The sequence below is a fragment of the Acutalibacter caecimuris genome, assembly GCF_034335085.1.
Classification (GTDB): domain Bacteria; phylum Bacillota; class Clostridia; order Oscillospirales; family Acutalibacteraceae; genus Acutalibacter; species Acutalibacter caecimuris.
The window spans coordinates 111785-129799 of sequence record NZ_JAWXXJ010000002.1; the positions used below are offsets into that span (position 1 = coordinate 111785).

The following is an 18015-nucleotide window of genomic DNA, read 5'->3' on the forward strand; positions in this document are numbered from 1 at the left end:
CCTAGAGTCTGTTTTAAAACTCCGAAACGCCGTCTATTTTGCCCTAAAACGGTGCTTTCTGCGTCAAAAATCCTCGAAAGGCGGCAAGCCTTTCTTGCGGTTTTTCCTTGAAAGCCCCCGTTTTTGGACAAAAATTCGACATTCCTTCGGTTTTAAAACAGACTCTAGCAGGGAGGAAAGCCGCCGGGGCCTTCCTGTTGGGCCAGGGCGTCCAGAAAATCCCCCAGGGCCTTGCGCTGGGCAGGGGTAAGGCGGTAGATTTTCGCCAGCAGCGGGTCGGCGGGCTGGTCGTCAAAAAACTCCCGTAGGGTGATGCCCAGGGTATCGCACAGCAGGGAGAGGAACTCGATGGTGGGGTTCCTGTGCCCCAGTTCAATGTCGCGCAGGTAGCTTTGGGAAACCCCTGCCAGGTTAGCCAGCTTGTTGGTGCTGTAGCCTTTGCCGGTCCGGAAGTAACGGATCCGTTCTCCTATCTTCATAAAAGCACTCCTTTTCGGTATAAAGATAGGATAGCAAAGAAAAGCCGGGATATTTACATATATAACGTTGACTTTTATCTTTATATAGATTATAATGGGAGAAAACGCGGCTGCAAGGCGGGCCGGAAGGAGTGGTGCGGCTATGGGGTGATCTTACTGATTTTGGCTACGGCCATAGCCGCAGGGGCCTACAGGCTGGCGGAAAAAGCCCGCCCGTCCGGGGAAGGGGGGCGGGCCTGGCGGTTTTTGGCGCTTTGGATAGGGTTTTTATTGCTGGCCTTTGCAGCGGGGGAGGCACTGGGGCTCCTCCCGGATTAAGCAGGCGTGGCAATCAGGCAAAAAGAAAAGGCCAGGCACAGTGGTTGTGCCTGGCCTTTTTGGTATTGTCCCGGCCGGTTGGGCGTGCCTAAGGCCGCAGGAAAGCGCCGTTTTTCAGGCAGCCCCTTTACAAATGTGGCAGTCCGGCCTGTTATCCGGCCTGTTACAGGAATGCCCGGTGCTCCTGCACGGCCTTGTAAGAGGGGCGGATGATCTTGCCGTTGCCCACCAGTTCTTCAATGCGGTGGGCGCTCCACCCGGCGATGCGGGAGATGGCGAAGATGGGGGTGTACAGCTCCATGGGCAGATCCAGCATACTGTAGATGAAACCACTATAGAAGTCTACATTGGCGGAAACCCCTTTGTAGATCTTGCGGTCGCGGGTGATGGCCTCTACAGCCAGGCGCTCTACGTTCTGGTATAGCCGGTACTCGGCGGTACGGCCTTTCTCTTTAGAGAGGCCCTCCACAAAGCTTGCCATGGTCTTGGCGCGGGGGTCAGAGATAGAGTACACCGCGTGGCCCATGCCGTAAATCAAGCCGGAGCGGTCGAAGGCCTCCTTGTGCAGCAGTTTGTACAGGAAAGCGCTGATCTCCTCCTCGTCGTCCCAATCCTTTACATTCTGTTTGATGTCCTCGAACATCTGCACCACCTTGATGTTTGCCCCGCCGTGTTTGGGCCCCTTCAACGACCCAAGGGCCGCGGCAATGGCAGAGTAGGTGTCGGTACCGGAGGAGGTGACAACATGGGTGGTAAAAGTGGAGTTATTGCCGCCGCCGTGGTCCGCGTGCAAAATCAGGGCGATGTCCAGCACTTTGGCCTCCAGGGCGGTATACTGGCAGTCGGGGCGCAAAATGCGCAGTATGTTCTCCGCCGTGGAAAGGGCCGGGTCCGGCTGGTGGATAAACAGGCTTTGACCGTCATGGTAATGGCGGTAGGCCTGGTAGCCGTACACGGACAGCAGGGGGAACAGGGCGATCAGTTGTATACATTGCCGCAATACATTGGGGATGGAAATATCTTCGGCGGCTTCGTCATATGAATAGAGGGTAAGGACACTGCGGGCCAGGGTGTTCATCATGTCGCTGCTGGGGGCCTTCATAATAATGTCCCGCACAAAACTGGTGGGCAGCGTACGGTAGAAGGACAGCAAGCCACAGAATTCCTTTAGCTGGGCCTCCTCCGGCAGTTGGCCGAACAGCAGCAGGTAGGCGGTGCGTTCATAGCCAAAGCTGTCCGTAGGGGGCTGGCGGCGGATAAGCTCCTCCACATCGTAGCCGCGAAAGTAGAGTTTGCCCTCGCAGGGCACGCTTTTGCCGTCTACGGTTTTGGAGGAAACGATCTCAGAGATGTTGGTGAGGCCGGTGAGCACGCCCTTGCCGTTCAAATCGCGCAGTCCGCGCTTTACGTCGAATTTGGTGTACAGTTCGGGGTCTATCCGGCTGTTATCTACACAGCGCTGGGCCAGGGCCTGCACTTCGGGCCGGATATCGGAATAAATGGACATGGCGGCGGTCTCCTTTCTAATTTTAAATGAATAAAGTTATTTAGATTTTATTATACTAAAGATTCGCCTTAAACGCAAGAGGAAAATTGTGAACAAATTGTGGAGGCAGGGCAGCGCCGGGGCCCTGGGCCTGCCAAACCTATAAGAAAGCGAGTGATCCTTCCCTATGCAAAAGCTCTCCCGTTTCTTCAAAAACCTTGTAACGCTGGCCTGCGCGGGCATCTGCATCTGGTGCGCGGCGGATAGCTTTCAGCGCTGGGCAAGCCAGCAGGGGGGCGACGCGCTGCTGTTTGCGGCGGGGATGCGCGTTTCCCCGGCAGAGGAGGCCCAGCCGGGGGATACCCCGGCCCCCAGTGCGCCCCCGGCTGCGCCGGTGTGGACAAGGGATGGCCTTTTGGCGGAAAGCGGCGGGGAGGGCGGGATCCCGGACGACGGCATTGTGCCCTTTCACAGCGACCTGCTACCGGGCGCGGCTATTACCCCCGAACCCGGACGTGCCAACGGCCCGGTAGAGGAAATCGCCCTGGAAGGGGGCGCGCAGGTGGGCAGCTTTTTTGTGCGGGATTCCACAGGCTCCGGCACTGACCTGGCGGCGGAACTGCTGGAGGAGCCGGATGTACATATCAAGAGTGACGGCAGCGTGGAGGTGCTGATCTACCATACCCATACCTCAGAGGCCTATGCCCTCAGCGCGCCGGGCTTTTACTATACCGATATGGAAACCCGTACCCAAAACCAGGACAGGAGCGTGGTGGCGGCAGGGGAAGAGCTGGCAAAGGCCCTGGAGGCCAGGGGCATCGGCGTGGTGCATGACAAGACCGTGAATGACGGTGTGTACAACGGCTCTTACGACCGCTCCTGGGAAGTGATCCAGAACAACCTGGCCAAGTATCCGGGCATACAGGTGACCATCGACCTGCACCGGGACTCCATGACCACCGATGCGGGGGTGAAGTATAAGCCTACAGCCGAGATCGGCGGGCGGAAAGCGGCCCAGGCTATGATGATCGCCGGGTGCGACGCGGACGGCAGTTGGGGGGATTTCCCGGACTGGCGGCAGAACCTGCGGTGGATGCTCAGGGTGCAGGAAACTGCCCAAGCCATGTATCCGGGCCTGATGCGGCCGCTGAATTTTTCCAACAGCAAGTATAACATGAATGCTACCCACGGCTCTATGCTGATTGAAATTGGCACGGAGGTGAATACGGTGCCTGAGGCCCGGTATACCGGCCGGCTGGTGGGGGAAATATTGGCCGAAACTTTGAAAAAATGCGCATAATACCGGGTTCGAGGGGGAAAATGAAGTGTAGAAAGGCTGGTTCCAGCCAGTGGATTTTGCATATGCAGGTGTAGAAAGGGGCATGGGACGTGAAAAGGGACAGGCGGGCGTTCTGGTTTGGGCTGGGCCTGGGGCTGTTTGTGTTTTTGACAGGGGCCGGGGTATTGATGGTGGACTACCAGGGGCGGAAACTCAGTTTTGGGGACAGCACCCCGGTGGCCCGGTTAGACCGGGGCGGCACAAGAACCACGCTGACGGTCAAGGCATTTGGCGGGGAGCGAAGCTGGGACGTAACAGGGGCCGGGGAGATGTGGAAAACTGTGCGGGCATTTTTGTGCCTGCCGGAGGAAAGGGAGGACCAGAAGGATTGGCCATAAGGGGCACAGGGCGCTTTAGGGCCGCCTGCCTGGAAAAGGGGGAGGCAGCGTGAAACGGTTGATCGCAGGGGGGCTAGCGGCGCTGGCCATATGGGCCCTGCTGGGCTGTGGGGAGGAGGAACCGGCGGCCCGGCGGGCTGCCGCAGAGCCCTACCGGCAGCAGGCGGTAGGGCTGGCAGGCTGGAGCATTGTGGGGGCAGGGTTTACGGTGGTGGCTGCTGCCGCCCTGGCAAAGCAACGCCCCCGGCGCAAGCGCCTGCTGGTGCGCGCAGCGGTGCAGGGCCAGCAGCCTGCCAAAATGGTGCACTCGCCGGTATATGTGCCGCCGCCCCACCGCAGGGGCTACCGCAGCAACCGGCGGCGGGTGTAGGTGTAGGGGGGGAGGTATCTTCCCCATACCCCAGCCATTAGGCGGGCGTGTTTGATGGCTACAAGACTTTGCGGTTCATAGTATGTTTACAATAATAATTCCTTTTTGGAAAATAGATGAGACGGTTTTGGGCTATAATGGTCTAAAAAGATCTGCGGTTTTTTAAGGCCGCAGGCCGGCAAGGCTGAATTTTCCCTTTCCCAAAAAGGAGGATACGTATGAAATTGGCATGGCGGCCCGGCAGGGCCAGAAGGGCCCTTTGCGGGCTGATGGCGGCGGTAATGGTGGCACTGACCCCGGTGCCGGTACTGGCGCGCACCACCGAGGAGGTAGAGGCCGAGCAGGCCCAGTTGGAGGCTGAGCGGCAGGAACTGCAAGCCAAGCTGGAACAGTTGCGGGCCGACGAAGAGCAAAAGCAGGCGTATCAGGAAACGCTGCAAAAGCAGATTACGGTGCTGGAAAAACAGATCAACACAGCCAGGGAGGATATTAAAACTCTGAACGCCAGCATCAACGAACTGAACTTGAAACTGGAAAAGTCCAAAGAAGAAGAGGCGGAAACGATCGAGCAGTTCCGGCAGCGGGTGGCGGCCATCTACCGGGCCGGCTCAGTGAGCACGCTGGAGATCCTGCTGACCTCCAACAGTTTCAGCGATTTTTCCATGCGCTCGGAAATGCTGACCAACATGAGCCGGCATGACCAGGAACTGATAGACAAGCTTACGGCCTATATGGAATCCACCAAAGACGAGCGGGAAGAGTGCGAAAAGCAAAAGGCAATGGTGGCAGAACTGAAGAAGGGCATGGAGGACAAGCAGGAGGAACTGAATGCCCTGTATGCGGAAAACACCCAGGCTATTGCGGAGTTGCAGGGTGCGCAGGATACCACCATTGGTGAGTTGAACCGCAACGAAGAGGAAATGGCAGCCCGGGATAAAGAGATACAGGAGATCATCGCCGAACAGAAACGGCTGGAGGAAGAGGCGCGCAAACGCGCCGAGGAGGCCGCGGCATCCGGGAACGGCGGGGCCACGGCCCCTGGCGGCCAGGGCGAGGTGACTTGGGCGCCAGGGAGCACCGGGGGCGTAGACGGATTCCACCCCTGCTGGCCGATGCCGGGTGTTACCTATATCTCCAGTTACTTCGGCGGCAGATGGGGCGGACAACACAATGGGCTGGACATTGCCGGGCCGGCAGGCACGGCGATTGTAGCGGCAGAGTCGGGCACCGTTACCCGGGCGTGGACTTCTGATAGTTGGGGCATGGGTTGGGGCTACCATGTGATGATCTACCACAATGGTACGTATAGCACCTTGTACGCCCATATGAGCTCTGTGGCGGTTTCAGACGGGCAGTATGTTAGCCAGGGGCAGGTTATTGGATATGAAGGCAGCACCGGCGATTCCACCGGCCCTCACCTGCATTTTGAGGTGTATCAAAACGGGACCCGGGTGGACCCACTGAATTTCCTGTAAAAAACAAATCATAAAGCAGCGGCAGAGCCTGAACACTCTGCCGCTGCCTGTTTATCCGCGGTTGCCACGGGTTTTGTTATAGCCATATGCAAACGCACCGTAATCGTGAATTGCGCGGCGCTCAAGTTCATTCAGGCTACGAAAGCCGCTGCCCTCTAATGGGATCAGCTTGATGGTGAATTTGTCCCCATACCTATAATCCGCATACACGTCGCCGTTCCCATGTCCGGTTAAATGGTTGTTGACACGCTGAAAGAGGCGCACACCCTGCCCGACATAGTACATATTCCTGGTATGGTTGAAGAGGATGTATATGCCGGGAAAATCGTAGCTACTGGAAATATGCCGCTTGCCGCGGCCGCCATAGTGGGCGTTTCGAAGATGGAAAAAGGTTTGGGGCGTCATCTCCGATACGGTATTCGGCAGCCGCCTAATGTCCCGTTTGATACGGTACCCGCGCCGTTTTTGCATACCCCGTGGGATGGCCTGGACAATCCCCAAAAGCACGAAACACACCAACAAGAGGCATACAAGCGTGAAATAGGGTTCAAACTGGGAGAACCCGGATAAATCGATGCCTGGAAACTCAAAATTTGAAACAAGAAACAAGGCAAGTGAACCCCCCGGATGCCGCATAATTGGCACAATCCTTTCTCAACACTTTATAAGGCTATTATACCATATTATGCTGCATATTGCAAGGGGAATTGTGCTTTTCTACGAAAATGCGCCCGGTTTCCCCACGTAGCGGCAAACAAATAGGGTGGGGACATCTGTTTCTACTTTAGGAAAATTTTTCTTGGCCGTTACCTGGCGTCTGGCGGGCACGTCTAATAGGTGGAGAAGGCGGGAGTTGCCATGCGGCCTGCTGCTAGCGCAGCTTGTATTTTACCAGTTGCGCCTTATCCTCTGCCGGCACCCGGTAGGACTCCCGGATCTTCTGGATGGCCTTGTTTTGCACAAAAGGGGGCAGGGCCTGGCGTTCCAACAGGGGGCGGGTGAGGGCCGGGAACTTTACGTAGCAGACCGATACAGCCCAGGCGGAGGCCATATCCACATAGTACCGGCCAGCGGGTAAGCCCTCTATAATGCCCAAGCCCCGGTAGACGTAGGGCTCCTCCACAAAATGGCCCAAGAACATCACCAGCGCGAAACGGGCGTAGTACTCCCTGCTGTCTTGAAATAGGGGCAGCAGGGCCTGCCACATCAACGCCTTTTCCTCCTGGCTCCGCAGCTTAAGGCTGCTACAGAATGTATCGCACACCGCCCAGTTGCCAATTAGCGGCAGGAAACTTTCTATAAGCGGCAGGCGCTCTGTCAGGGGCAGTTTCATCCCGGCAATCACGAACCCTCTTATCATAATCTCTTCATAAGACCCCGGGGCGGATAGGGACAGAAAGCCTGCGGGGTCTTGCCTCAGGATGGCGCGGGCCAAGCGGCGTAGCTGGGGCACCCGCACCCCATAGGTAATGGTGGCGCCGGGGACAAGGCCCTGGTGGAATTGCCTGTATTGCTCATCTGCGAGCCCGGCAAGTTCTGCCAGCAACTGCTGATAGTCCTGGGGGGTGTAGCTCATACCGGGGCCTCTTCCCGGCAGCCGCTTACCAACTGGCTGATAAGGGCCAGCATATTGGGCATGGACTGGGATTTGTCAAACTGGGCGCAGTTGGCCCGCATGGCCTGTAGGCGGTGCTTTTCCTCCAAAAGCTGGGAGATCTCCTGGGCAAAGTTGCCGTCTTTTTCAATGCGCACACACATATCGTGGGTTTTTAGGAAGTTGGCATTGTCCTCCTCCTGGCCGGGGATAGCGTCAAATACCGCCATGGGCAGGTTGCAGGCCAGGGCCTCGGAAACGGTAAGGCCGCCGGGTTTTGTGACCAGCAGGTCAGCGGCGTGCATATATTTTTCCACCTCGTCGGTAAAATACAGCAGCCGGGTGGGGATGGCCCGGTTCTCCTCAATCTCCCGCTCAAAGGCATCAAACAGTTTCTGGTTGCGGCCGGTGATCACGATGATCTGCATTTTTACGTGGGTGGCAGCCAGGTCCCGGTACAGCTTGATGATGTTGGACACCCCAAAGCTGCCGGCCATGAACAGCAGGGTGGGCAACTCAGGGTCAAAGTTCAGTTGGCGCAGCAGCATGGCCTGGTCCTGGGGGTCAAAGAACACCCCGTGCACCGGGATGCCAAAGGGGCATACCTTCTCCAGCGGCACGCCGAACTCCCGCAGTTCCGGGACCATGTCGTCGCTGGCAACCACATAGCTGTCCACCTCATCGGCAATATAGGCCCGGTGGGCGCCGTAGTCGGTGATGATGCAGATAAGCGGGGCGCTTACCAGGCCATCGGCCTTTAAGGCGGCGACCATCTCTGTGGCAAAGGGGTGGGTGGTGATGACCACGTCCGGGGCGTAGCTCTCCAGGGTAGGGTACAGCAGGTTGCTAAACAGGCCGCTTAGCTTGGGTACCAGGCTGGCAAAGCGGTTCTGCTTGTTGGTGCGCTTATAGAGCCGGCCGAACAGCATAGGCGCCTTTTTTGCCATAAACAGGTAGCTGTCGCAGACGGTCTTATCCAGCAGGCGGCCTACGGCCTTCAGGCAGTCCACATTTTTTACATCCCAGCCCGTATTCTCCCGGATGTATGCCTCTACCGCATTGGCGGCCCGGATGTGGCCCCCGCCGGTGGCGGCGGTGAGCAGTAAAATTTTCATCGCGCTTATCTCCTCATGCTCCATACTGGGCAGGGGCTAACCATAACGGTAAGCCTCTGCCATCCTAAACGAACCTGCGGACATTAGTATAGCCGCAAGCCGCGTTGCGCCTTGCCAAATCGCCAAGGCGATTTGTAAACTTGCCCTGCAAGTTTTGGCTCTACTGAAATATCCTGGGGGTATTATAGCATAGCTGCAAGCCGCGTTGCGCCTTGCCAAATCGCCAAGGCGATTTGTAAACTTGCTTTGCAAGTTTCGGCTCTACTGAAATATCCTGCGGATATTATAGCACAAACCGCAAGGGGGTTCCAGCGTTTTTAAAAAGCGTAAGCTTTTTGTAAGCTAGCGGCCGGTTGTGGGAAAAGAAGAAAGAAATATAACAAAATTGAAACCAATTTCAAGCATTTAGCGACTTTACATTTAAGGGCCGGCAATGTATAATAATAAAGTAAAGCCCGCGCTGGTAAAGCGGCAGGGCGCCGGCTGACGAAACTTGCCCGCATACGCGGGAGGAAGGACCACATAGATGGCGGAAATGAAAAAGAAAATTACTTGGAAACGGGCCGCGGCACTGGCAGCGGCGGCGCTGATGATTGCGGTGGGCATGGGAGCCTGCAAGCCGGGGGAAGAGGACGCCAGCGGGGAGTCCAGCCTGGTTTCTTCCCAGGTGAGCGACCCCACCCGGTTCCCGGAAGGGGCGACCATTGGCGGGAAGAACGTGGGCGGCAAGACGGTGGACGAGGCGCTGAAGATCGCCCGTAGCGCGTTGGAAGAAACGATGGACGCTTTGGAGATCAGCGTGAAATTTAAGGACGATACCGTTTCCCTAAAGGGGGCGGACTTTACCGCCCAGGACATTTTGGAACTGACTTTGCCGGATATGCTGGAAACCCGCAAGGCGGACAAGTTCGACCTGCCTTTTGTGGTTGACCTTTCCCCGGCAGGCCGGCAAAAGCTGGACGAGGCTGCAAAGGCCTGCTATGCCCAGGCCAAGGACGCGGAGATTGGCGGCTTTGACGGGGGCAACGGGTTCAGCTTTACGGATGAAATAAAAGGCAGCCGGGTGGATATGGCCGCGACCCTGCGCAACGTGCGGGAACTGCTGGCCCAAAAACATGGCGGGGCCATACAGGCGGCTTTTGTGGAAACGCAGCCTAAAATCACCAAGAAATACTTGCAGGAGAACTTTAAAAAGCTTTCTACGTATAGTACGGTTTCCAGCAACAATGCCAACGGGAACAGCAATATGAACCTGGCGCTTTCCAAGGTAAACGGTACCATACTGAAACCCGGCGAGGTGTTTTCTTACAACGGCACTATCGGCGACAGCACCGACCCGGCTGCGGGCTGGCTGCCGGCCGGGGGCCTGGTAGGCGGGCTGAGCGTGCAGGTCTATGGCGGCGGTATCTGCCAGGGGTCTACCACCATCTACAACGCCGCGCTGATGGCCGGCATGGAGATTGTGGAAAGGGACTGCCACAGCAGCCCTTCTGGCTACTGCCCCATTGGGCTGGACGCCACCGTGGATTACGGCAGCATTGACTTTAGGTTTAGGAACTGCCTGGAGAACCCGGTATATATCGCCTCGTGGATGGACGGCGCGACTTTGACAGTGGAATTCTACGGCTGTTTCCCGGCTGAATGGGATGACATCCAACTGGGGTCAGAGCAGACCGGCAGTGAGCCGCCCAGGGATTCGGTGGATTTCCAGGTGGACGGTTCCCTGGCAAAGGGGCAGTTTGTGCGTAAGACCTCTGGCAATAACGGCTATTATGCCAGCGCCTGGCGGGTCTTTTATAAGAATGGCCAACAGGTGCGCACAGAGGCATTGCCTGACTCTTACTACCGCTCCACAGGAAAAATCTTCTTGGTGGGGCCGGGGACAGATACCTCTAAGGTGGATACGGGCAAGGAGAGCGGCAGCACAGAGCCCACGCCGTTACCCAGCCCTACGCCTACCCCGAAACCCAATGTGACCCCCACCCCGGAGCCCCCTGCCCCGCCGGTGGATACGCCCACCCCGGAACCTACGCCCGAACCCACCCCGGAGCCCACGCCTGAGCCTACCCCGGAGCCTACGCCCGAACCGCCCCCGCCGGAGGAGGGCGGCGGGGAGGAAGGCGGCGACTCTGCCGAATGACCCAGGGTTTGCCAAAATACCTCTATTTGGTTGCACTTGTTTGAAAATCGAAAAAGCCGTCTTTCTACCTACAAGCGGCCACTTAACTGTGCGGGCCCCGCTGTTGCCCCTGTTTTCAAACAAGCCGTAAGCCAAATTTCCAGCATGGCCGATGGTAGGGCAGTATTGTCCGACCATCGGCTTTATGTGGAATAAGGGGATTTCAGCGAAACAGTGGCACACACATAAGGGAAAGACGCAAGCTTATAAATTTACTCTAAAACGAAGATAAAGCAACTCAAAAACAAAAATGTGATAGAGAAGAAAAACAATCAAAGAAAAAAGGAAAATAAAAAAGAAAAAGAAGAAAGTGATAAAAAACCGCCCCATTCGCGGGCAGCAGACTTGAAAATAAAGCAGTAATTCCCCGCGCGGATCAAAAGTTTTTGGGGATTCTTAAGACCCTTTTTCAAAAAGGGTCTTAAGCCGCCGGAGGCAAATTTACAAAGGCCAACAGCAAACTTAACGCCATAGATCTGCCGGAGCAGGCCTTTAGGGAGGAGAACCGATATGAAAGATGGATTTATCAGGATAGCGAGCGCCACGCCGCGCGGGAAGGTAGCAGACGTGGGCTGGAACGTAGAACAGGTACGAAAACTCATTGAGGAGGCGGCCAAGGCCGGGTGCGGGGTAGTCTGCCTGCCGGAACTGGCGGTCACCGCCTATACCTGCGGCGACCTGTTCCAGAACCGGGTGCTGCTCACCGGAGCGGAGCGGGGCCTACGGCAGTTGCTGGAAGAAACGGCAGGACTGGACATTGTATGTGTCGTAGGGGCGCCGGTGGCCTGGCAGGGCTCGCTGTACAACTGTGCGGCAGTATTCCACCGGGGCCGACTGTTGGGGCTGCCGGCTAAAACGGCCATCCCCAACTATGGCGAGTTCTACGAGGCCCGGTATTTTACCCCAGCAGGGGCGCCCCAGGAGGTGGTTTTCTGCGGTCAAAGGGCCTGGATGGGCAAGGGCCTGCTGTTTCCCTGCGAGAACGTGGAGGGGCTGGTTTTGGGGGTGGAGATCTGTGAGGACCTGTGGGGTGCGGAGCCCCCCAGTGCCCGGCTGGCCCAGAACGGCGCCACGCTGATCTGCAACCCTTCCTGTAGCGACGAGGTGGCGGGGAAGGCGGGGTACCGGCAGGATCTGGTGAAGATGTGGTCGGGCCACATTATGAGCGGGTATCTGTATGCGGACGCCGGGCCGGGGGAATCTACCGGGGACATGGTGTTTGCGGGGCATGATATCATTGCCGAAAACGGCGGGGTGTTGGCGGAAAGCCAGTTGTTCTCTACCGGCTTGACCATGGCCGAGATAGATTTGGAGCGCCTGATGCAGGAGCGCCGTCGGGCCAATACCTGGCAGGATAGGCACGACGGGGATCTGGTGCGGATACCCTTTGCCTACAACCAGGGGACGCTGGCAGCTTTTTCGCCGGAAAGGCAGTTCTCCAGCCAGCCCTTTGTGCCGGAGGATCCGGCAGCACATGGGGCGCGTTGCCAGATGATCCTGACCATGCAGGCCCAGGGGCTTGCCACCCGGATGCGGCATATTGGCTGCAAAAGCGCGGTGATTGCCTTCTCCGGCGGGCTGGACTCTACCCTGGCGGCGCTGGTAGCGGTACGGGCTTTTGACCTGCTGGGGCTGCCCAGGGCGGGGATATTGGCTATCTCCATGCCCTGCTTTGGCACCACTGGCCGCACAAAGCACAATGCCCAGTGTATGGCCCAAGAACTGGGGATGGAGTTCCGGGAGCAGCCCATCGCCAAAACGGTTTTAAGCCACTTTGGGGACATCGGCCAGGATCCGGAAAACTATGATGTGACCTTTGAAAATGCCCAGGCCAGGGAGCGGATGCAGGTGGCAATGGATATTGCCAACCAACGGGGCGGGCTGGTGATTGGTACCGGCGACCTTTCCGAGTTGGCGTTGGGCTGGGCGACCTATAACGGCGACCATATGTCTATGTACGGCGTAAACGCCGATGTGCCCAAGACCCTGGTACGGCATTTGGTGCGGTACGAGGCGGAACGCCTGGGCGGCCGGCTAGGGCAAGTGCTGTTCGATGTGCTGGACACCCCGGTAAGCCCGGAACTTTTGCCGCCAAAGGACGGGGAGATTGCCCAAAAGACCGAGGAACTGGTAGGCCCATATGAACTGCACGATTTTTTCCTTTACTATCTGCTACGCTACGGCTTTGGGCCAGGGAAGATCTACCGCATGGCCTGCCGCAGCTTTGCCGGGCAATTTGCCCCGGACATGATTAAGGGCTGGCTGCGGGTGTTCTACCGGCGGTTTTTTGCCCAGCAGTTCAAGCGTTCCTGCCTGCCGGATGGACCGAAGGTGGGTACGGTCGGGCTTTCCCCGCGGGGGGATTGGCGTATGCCTAGCGACGGCTGGGCGACCCTGTGGCTGGAGGAGATCGAAGGGTTGTAAGGCGCGGGGGACGGGCGTTGGCCGGTTCCTTGCCTATTCTGGATTAGGAAGGTGTTTTTGTGCGTAATCCGCATATTTTGGTGACGATACCCATGTCTGACGAGCAGCGGGAGGCTTTGGCCGGGGCCGCGCCGGAGGCAAAGTTGCGGTTCCGGTTGGGGGAGGCTTTGCCCTCCGGCCGGGGCGGGGCGCTGCCTTTTCCGCAGCTTTTGCCGGCCGAAATAGCCACAGAAGAGGACATTGCCTGGGCGGATGCTATTTTAGGCAATGTGCAGCCGGCCCTGTTGCAAAAGGCGGGCCGCCTGCAATGGCTACAAACTAGCAGCGCGGGGGTGGAGTGGTATACGGCCCCTGGCGTGCTGCCGGAGGGTACGGTGCTTACCAACGCGACCGGGGCCTACGGGCTGGCCATCTCGGAGCATATGTTGGGCACGTTGCTCATGGTGTTTAAGAAGTTAGAACTTTACCGGGACGCCCAACGCCGGGAAGAGTGGGGCAGCCAGGGCCAGGTACGCACCCTGTTGGGGGCTACGGTGCTGGTGCTGGGTATGGGGGATATCGGCGGGGACTTTGCCCGGCTGTGCAAGGCCATGGGTGCATATGTTATCGGTCTGCGCCGCACAGAGGGGGAGAAACCTGCCGGTTTTGACGAGCAGCACCTAACCCCCGCGCTGGATGGGCTGTTGCCCAGGGCCGATGTGGTGGCCGTCACCCTGCCGGGCACGCCCGCTACCCGTGGAATGCTGGATCGGGCACGCATCAGCCGCATGAAACAGGGCGCGGTGGTGCTGAATGTGGGCAGAGGGTATATCATCGACACAGAGGCCCTGTGCGACGGCCTGGAAAGCGGCCATCTGGGGGGCGCTGGGCTGGATGTTACCGAGCCGGAACCGCTGTCCCCGGGCCACCGTCTGTGGCAGCTCCCCACAGCAGTGGTGACGCCCCATGTGTCAGGGGGCTACCACCTGTGGGAAACCCACCAGCGCATTGCGGATATTTTTGCCCGGAACCTGCGCCGCTTTGTGGCGGGCGAGCCGCTTGAAAATCAGGTGGACTTCACCACCGGGTACCGTAAGCGGTAAGGGGGTGCCTATGGCGGATAGGAGGAATATCCCGGCCGATAGGGAGCATTACCTGGATAATTCGGCCACCACACAAGTGCTGCCCGAGGCGGCGGCCGAGGCTCTCCGGCTGATGACAGTATGTTACGGCAACCCGTCCTCTTTGCATACCAAAGGCTTTTTGGCAAAAAAAGAATTGGACGCGGCCAGGGCTATCGTTGCCCGGCGGCTGGGGGCCGGGCCGGAGGAGATAGTGTTTACTGGTGGCGGGACAGAGGCCAATAACCTGGCGCTGCTGGGCGCGGCCCAGGCCCGCAGGCGGCTGGGAAACCGGGTGGTCACCACAGCGGTAGAGCATGATTCGGTACTGCGGGCTGTGGGGGAATTGGAAAAACAGGGTTTTGAAGTGGTGCTGCTGCGGGAGCCGGATGACCGGGATGCACTGGAGGAAGCCATTGACGGGAACACGGTACTGGTGAGTATGATGCTGGTGAACAATGAAACCGGGGCCTTCTTGCCGGTGCAGGCGGCGGCAAGGGCTATCAAGCGTAAAAATGCCCCGGCCCTGCTGCATACGGATTGCGTACAGGCGTTTTGCAAGACAGACTTTACCCCTGCCAGGCTGGGGGCCGACCTATGTACCGTCAGTGCCCACAAGGTACATGGCCCCAAAGGGGTGGGGGCGCTGTATATCAAGAAAGGGGTGCGGGTGTTGCCCCAGATGCACGGCGGTGGGCAGGAGCGGGGGATGCGTTCCGGGACAGAGAGCCTGCCGCTGATTGCCGCCTTTGCCAAAGCAGTGGAACTGGCCCCCAAGCCCGGGGCGGTTTTACCGGAGATGGAAAGGCTGAACCATATGCTGCGGGATAGGTTGGCGGATATGCCTGATATGGTGGTGAACGCCCCCGTCGAAGGCTTGCCGTATATCCTGAACCTGTCCGCGGTGGGGGTGCGGGCGGAAACGATGTTGCATTTCCTGGCCCAGCGAGGGGTGTATGTATCGGCGGGTTCTGCCTGCGGCAAGGGGGCGAAAAGCCATGTGCTTACTGCGCTACGCCTGCCGCCGGAGCGGGTGGAATCGGCGCTGCGGGTAAGCTTTTCCCGGTTCAGTACGGAGGAGGATGTTGCTGCCCTGGTAGAGGGGTTACGGGCTGGGCTGGGCAGCCTGGCCCGGGCAAGATAGCCAAGCGCCGCCCCGGCCCGCAAGGATGTGGTTTAACTATACGGCATCCATACCAGAACAGCACTTGAATCTTTTAGCAAGAATCGTAAAAGCCTTATACCGATATAAAAATAGGCCAATAACATAGCGAACGGTCGAACCAAAAGCCAATGGTGGGTGTACACCTTAAAGGCTTTTGAAGAGCCCCTCTGGGCACCGGAGGCGACCTTAAAAAAGGAGGAAAACACGTGAAGTATAAAGCAATTTTTTTTGACCGGGACGGCACGCTGGTAAGGGGCGACCATGAATGGGTCGCCTTTCGTAACGATAAGCTGCGGGAATGGAGCGGCCAGGAATTTGACAGCAGCTACGACTACTTTATGAAAATATTTGAGAGGGTACAGAAAGGCGGTTTTCCCTTTGCACCCTATAAAACGGTGGAGCAGGAGTTAGACTTCTTCCGGCAGTGGTACCTGTATGTGTTTGAGGATATGGGCATTACAGAAAAGGCTGCCGAGCGGGCCGACCTGCTGGTGGACAAGCTGTGGTACCTGAAAAAGCACCCTTACCCGGAAACAGTGGATGTGCTGGAATACTTCAAAAACAAGGGCTATAAGATGGGGGTCATCAGCGATTGCCCGCCTTCGCTGGAAATGACCCTGGAGGGCTGTGGGCTCCACCAGTACTTTACCAGCTTTACGGCCAGTTCCCTGATAGGGGCAGAGAAACCAGACCCGGCGATTTTTAACGCGGCATTGGCGGCCCAGGGGGTCACGGCGGAAGAGAGCCTGTATGTGGACGATTACCCGCCGGAGGCCGATGGGGCCAGGGCATTGGGGTTTACCGCATTCTTAATTGACCGGAACGAGAGCCAGCCTGCGTCGGAATGGCGGATACACAACCTGCGGGAACTGGTGAATTTTGTGGAGGGGAGAGGACGGCGTTGAAGGAAGTAATCCTGCTGAAACTGGGGGAGGTGGCCCTAAAGGGCCTGAACCGCCGGAAGTTTGAAGATGTGATGATCAAGAATATCAAGCGCCGCCTGGGGGACGCCGGGGCTTTTTCCGTAACCTCCCGGCAGTCTACGGTGTACGTGGAACCCCTGGACGACAGCGCGGACATGGATATGGCAGAGGAACGCTGTGCCCGGGTGTTCGGTGCGGTAGGATATACCCGGGCCGGGGCGGCCGAAAAGGATTTGAAGGCAATCAAGGAGCAGGCTGCCGGGTATTTACGGGAAGAACTGGAAAGTGCCCGCAGTTTTAAGGTGGAGTGTAAACGCAGCGATAAGAAATTTCCGTACCAGTCGCCGGAGATCTCTATGGAGGTGGGGGGATACCTGTTAGAGCGCTACCCCCATCTGCGGGTAGATGTACACCGCCCGGACGTAACCGTGCGGGTGGAGGTGCGGGAGCAGTATGCCTTTGTCCATGCCGACGCGAAACCCGGAGCCGGGGGCATCCCTGTAGGTACCGGAGGGAAGGCAGCGGTGCTGATCAGCGGCGGGCTGGATAGCCCTGTGGCCGCGTGGATGATGGCCCGGCGGGGGGTGGAACTTACCGCCGTGCACTTTGCCAGCCCCCCCTATACCAGCGAACTGGCCCATGACAAGGTGGTGCGGCTGCTGGAAAAAGTCAGCCGGTACGCGGGGCGTATTAAGCTGGTGACGGTGGAACTGACCCGCCTGCAAGAGGAAATCCGGGATCATTGCCCGGAAGATTTGGGTACGGTGATTTTGCGCCGGTATATGCTGCGGGCTGCCCAGCAGGTGGCAAAGGACGAGGGCTGCCTGGCACTTGTTACAGGGGAAAGCCTGGGACAGGTGGCCAGCCAGACCCTACAGGCCATTGCCTGCACAGACGCGGTGGTAGATATGCCCGTGTTCCGGCCCCTGATTGGTACGGACAAAGCGGAGATCGTTAAAACTGCCCGGCGGATCGATACCTATGACATCTCCATTGAGCCTTTTGAGGACTGCTGCACCATCTTCACCCCCCGGCACCCCAAAACCAAGCCTAGTATAGAGCAGGTGGAGCGGGGTGAAAGCGCCATAGACGGCCAGTCCCTCTTGCAGGAGGCCCTGGCCCATGTGCGAACCATCCACATCAGCGAATACTGAGAAACACGGCCGGTGACGGAAGGCTTTTGCCTTATAAAGAAGGGGAGCCCTCCACAGGCTCCCCTTCCTATTCAACTTTGGCTGCCGCTATCCGTCCAGATGCTAGCCAGAATATCCTTGAGCACCAGGAAGGCATCTAGCCGTGGGTAGCCGGTTTCCCTTTCCAACTGTTTCAGCAGTTCCTGTAGGGCCGCGGCGTAGGGGGCGGCATCCATCTCCTCCCGGTAGCGGGTAAGAACAGGGTATTGCTGGCCCCACAGTTGGGCCCAGTCGATCTTATCGCTGGTTTCCTGGCTGGTGCGGCTGACCACGTCCCGAATCTCCTCTACGTCTGCATCAAAGGCAATCAGCACGTCCAAGGAGAGGCAGTAAAGGGTGGCCAGCCTTTTTGCCTGCTGGATGTCCGGCAGGGTTTCACCAACTTCCCACTTGGAGATCGTCTGGCGGCTGACCCCCAGCTTTTCGGCTACGGCCTCCTGGGACAGCCCTTTGCGTTTCCTTGCCTGGAACAGGTTGTTGCCAATTCCCATACTTATGTCCTCCTTTGTGTGGTGTA

At 58.1% G+C, this 18015-nt stretch carries 17 protein-coding genes; 11 read left to right on the forward strand and 6 right to left on the reverse strand.

The window, feature by feature from the left end:
* Positions 1-164 precede the first annotated feature (164 nt).
* Positions 165-479 carry a helix-turn-helix domain-containing protein gene (locus tag U8U01_RS01875; protein WP_322169504.1) on the reverse strand — a complete coding sequence of 105 codons (315 nt, stop codon included), beginning with the start codon at positions 477-479 and terminating at the stop codon, positions 165-167.
* Positions 480-626: 147 nt separating this feature from the next.
* On the opposite strand from U8U01_RS01875, the gene U8U01_RS01880 reads away from it, so the two are divergent.
* Positions 627-797: a hypothetical protein gene (locus U8U01_RS01880; RefSeq protein WP_322169508.1), complete on the forward strand. Its 171-nt coding sequence runs from the start codon at positions 627-629 to the stop codon at positions 795-797.
* A 163-nt stretch (positions 798-960) separates the two neighbouring features.
* Here U8U01_RS01880 and U8U01_RS01885 read toward each other — a convergent pair whose 3' ends face one another.
* Positions 961-2304: a citrate/2-methylcitrate synthase gene (locus U8U01_RS01885; RefSeq protein ID WP_322169510.1), complete on the reverse strand. Its 1344-nt coding sequence runs from the start codon at positions 2302-2304 to the stop codon at positions 961-963.
* A 166-nt stretch (positions 2305-2470) separates the two neighbouring features.
* Here U8U01_RS01885 and spoIIP point away from each other — a divergent pair, with 166 nt between their 5' ends.
* The 4 genes from spoIIP to U8U01_RS01905 all read left to right on the forward strand — a co-directional run bounded on the left by spoIIP (position 2471) and on the right by U8U01_RS01905 (position 5805).
* The gene (gene spoIIP / locus U8U01_RS01890) at positions 2471-3583 is read left to right on the forward strand and encodes a stage II sporulation protein P (RefSeq protein WP_322169514.1); all 1113 of its coding nucleotides are present in this window, start codon (positions 2471-2473) and stop codon (positions 3581-3583) included.
* 89 nt (positions 3584-3672) lie between these two features.
* Positions 3673-3960: a hypothetical protein gene (locus U8U01_RS01895; RefSeq protein WP_322169517.1), complete on the forward strand. Its 288-nt coding sequence runs from the start codon at positions 3673-3675 to the stop codon at positions 3958-3960.
* Between the two features lie 49 nt (positions 3961-4009).
* Entirely contained in the window at positions 4010-4330 is a 321-nt protein-coding gene (locus tag U8U01_RS01900; RefSeq protein ID WP_322169521.1) for a hypothetical protein, read from the forward strand.
* A gap of 218 nt (positions 4331-4548) precedes the next feature.
* Positions 4549-5805 (forward strand): murein hydrolase activator EnvC family protein, encoded by a 1257-nt coding sequence (locus U8U01_RS01905; RefSeq protein WP_322169524.1) that lies wholly within the window; start codon positions 4549-4551, stop codon positions 5803-5805.
* A gap of 51 nt (positions 5806-5856) precedes the next feature.
* On the opposite strand, the gene U8U01_RS01910 is transcribed toward U8U01_RS01905, so the two are convergent.
* The 3 genes from U8U01_RS01910 to U8U01_RS01920 form a co-directional block, all read right to left on the reverse strand.
* Positions 5857-6276 (reverse strand): GIY-YIG nuclease family protein, encoded by a 420-nt coding sequence (locus tag U8U01_RS01910; protein WP_322169527.1) that lies wholly within the window; start codon positions 6274-6276, stop codon positions 5857-5859.
* 400 nt (positions 6277-6676) lie between these two features.
* Positions 6677-7381, reverse strand: coding sequence for a DNA alkylation repair protein (locus U8U01_RS01915; RefSeq protein ID WP_322169530.1), 705 nt, complete (start codon positions 7379-7381; stop codon positions 6677-6679).
* The gene (locus U8U01_RS01920) at positions 7378-8514 is read right to left on the reverse strand and encodes an MGDG synthase family glycosyltransferase (RefSeq protein ID WP_322169533.1); all 1137 of its coding nucleotides are present in this window, start codon (positions 8512-8514) and stop codon (positions 7378-7380) included. The genes U8U01_RS01915 and U8U01_RS01920 overlap by 4 nt, the downstream gene beginning before the upstream one ends.
* A gap of 535 nt (positions 8515-9049) precedes the next feature.
* Here U8U01_RS01920 and U8U01_RS01925 point away from each other — a divergent pair.
* From U8U01_RS01925 to thiI, 6 genes are all read left to right on the forward strand, one after another.
* The gene (locus U8U01_RS01925) at positions 9050-10654 is read left to right on the forward strand and encodes a VanW family protein (protein WP_322169536.1); all 1605 of its coding nucleotides are present in this window, start codon (positions 9050-9052) and stop codon (positions 10652-10654) included.
* Between the two features lie 549 nt (positions 10655-11203).
* Entirely contained in the window at positions 11204-13117 is a 1914-nt protein-coding gene (locus tag U8U01_RS01930; protein ID WP_322169539.1) for an NAD(+) synthase, read from the forward strand.
* Between the two features lie 59 nt (positions 13118-13176).
* Positions 13177-14199 carry a D-2-hydroxyacid dehydrogenase gene (locus U8U01_RS01935; RefSeq protein WP_322169542.1) on the forward strand — a complete coding sequence of 341 codons (1023 nt, stop codon included), beginning with the start codon at positions 13177-13179 and terminating at the stop codon, positions 14197-14199.
* A gap of 10 nt (positions 14200-14209) precedes the next feature.
* The gene (locus tag U8U01_RS01940) at positions 14210-15361 is read left to right on the forward strand and encodes a cysteine desulfurase family protein (protein WP_322169545.1); all 1152 of its coding nucleotides are present in this window, start codon (positions 14210-14212) and stop codon (positions 15359-15361) included.
* Between the two features lie 227 nt (positions 15362-15588).
* Positions 15589-16287, forward strand: a complete 699-nt coding sequence (locus tag U8U01_RS01945; protein WP_322169548.1) for an HAD family hydrolase — start codon at positions 15589-15591, stop codon at positions 16285-16287.
* The gene (thiI, locus tag U8U01_RS01950) at positions 16284-17459 is read left to right on the forward strand and encodes a tRNA uracil 4-sulfurtransferase ThiI (RefSeq protein ID WP_322169551.1); all 1176 of its coding nucleotides are present in this window, start codon (positions 16284-16286) and stop codon (positions 17457-17459) included. Before U8U01_RS01945 ends, thiI begins: the two co-directional genes overlap by 4 nt.
* 71 nt (positions 17460-17530) lie before the next feature.
* Here the strand turns inward: thiI and U8U01_RS01955 are convergent, their stop codons facing one another.
* Positions 17531-17989 (reverse strand): helix-turn-helix domain-containing protein, encoded by a 459-nt coding sequence (locus U8U01_RS01955; RefSeq protein ID WP_322169553.1) that lies wholly within the window; start codon positions 17987-17989, stop codon positions 17531-17533.
* Positions 17990-18015 lie beyond the last annotated feature (26 nt).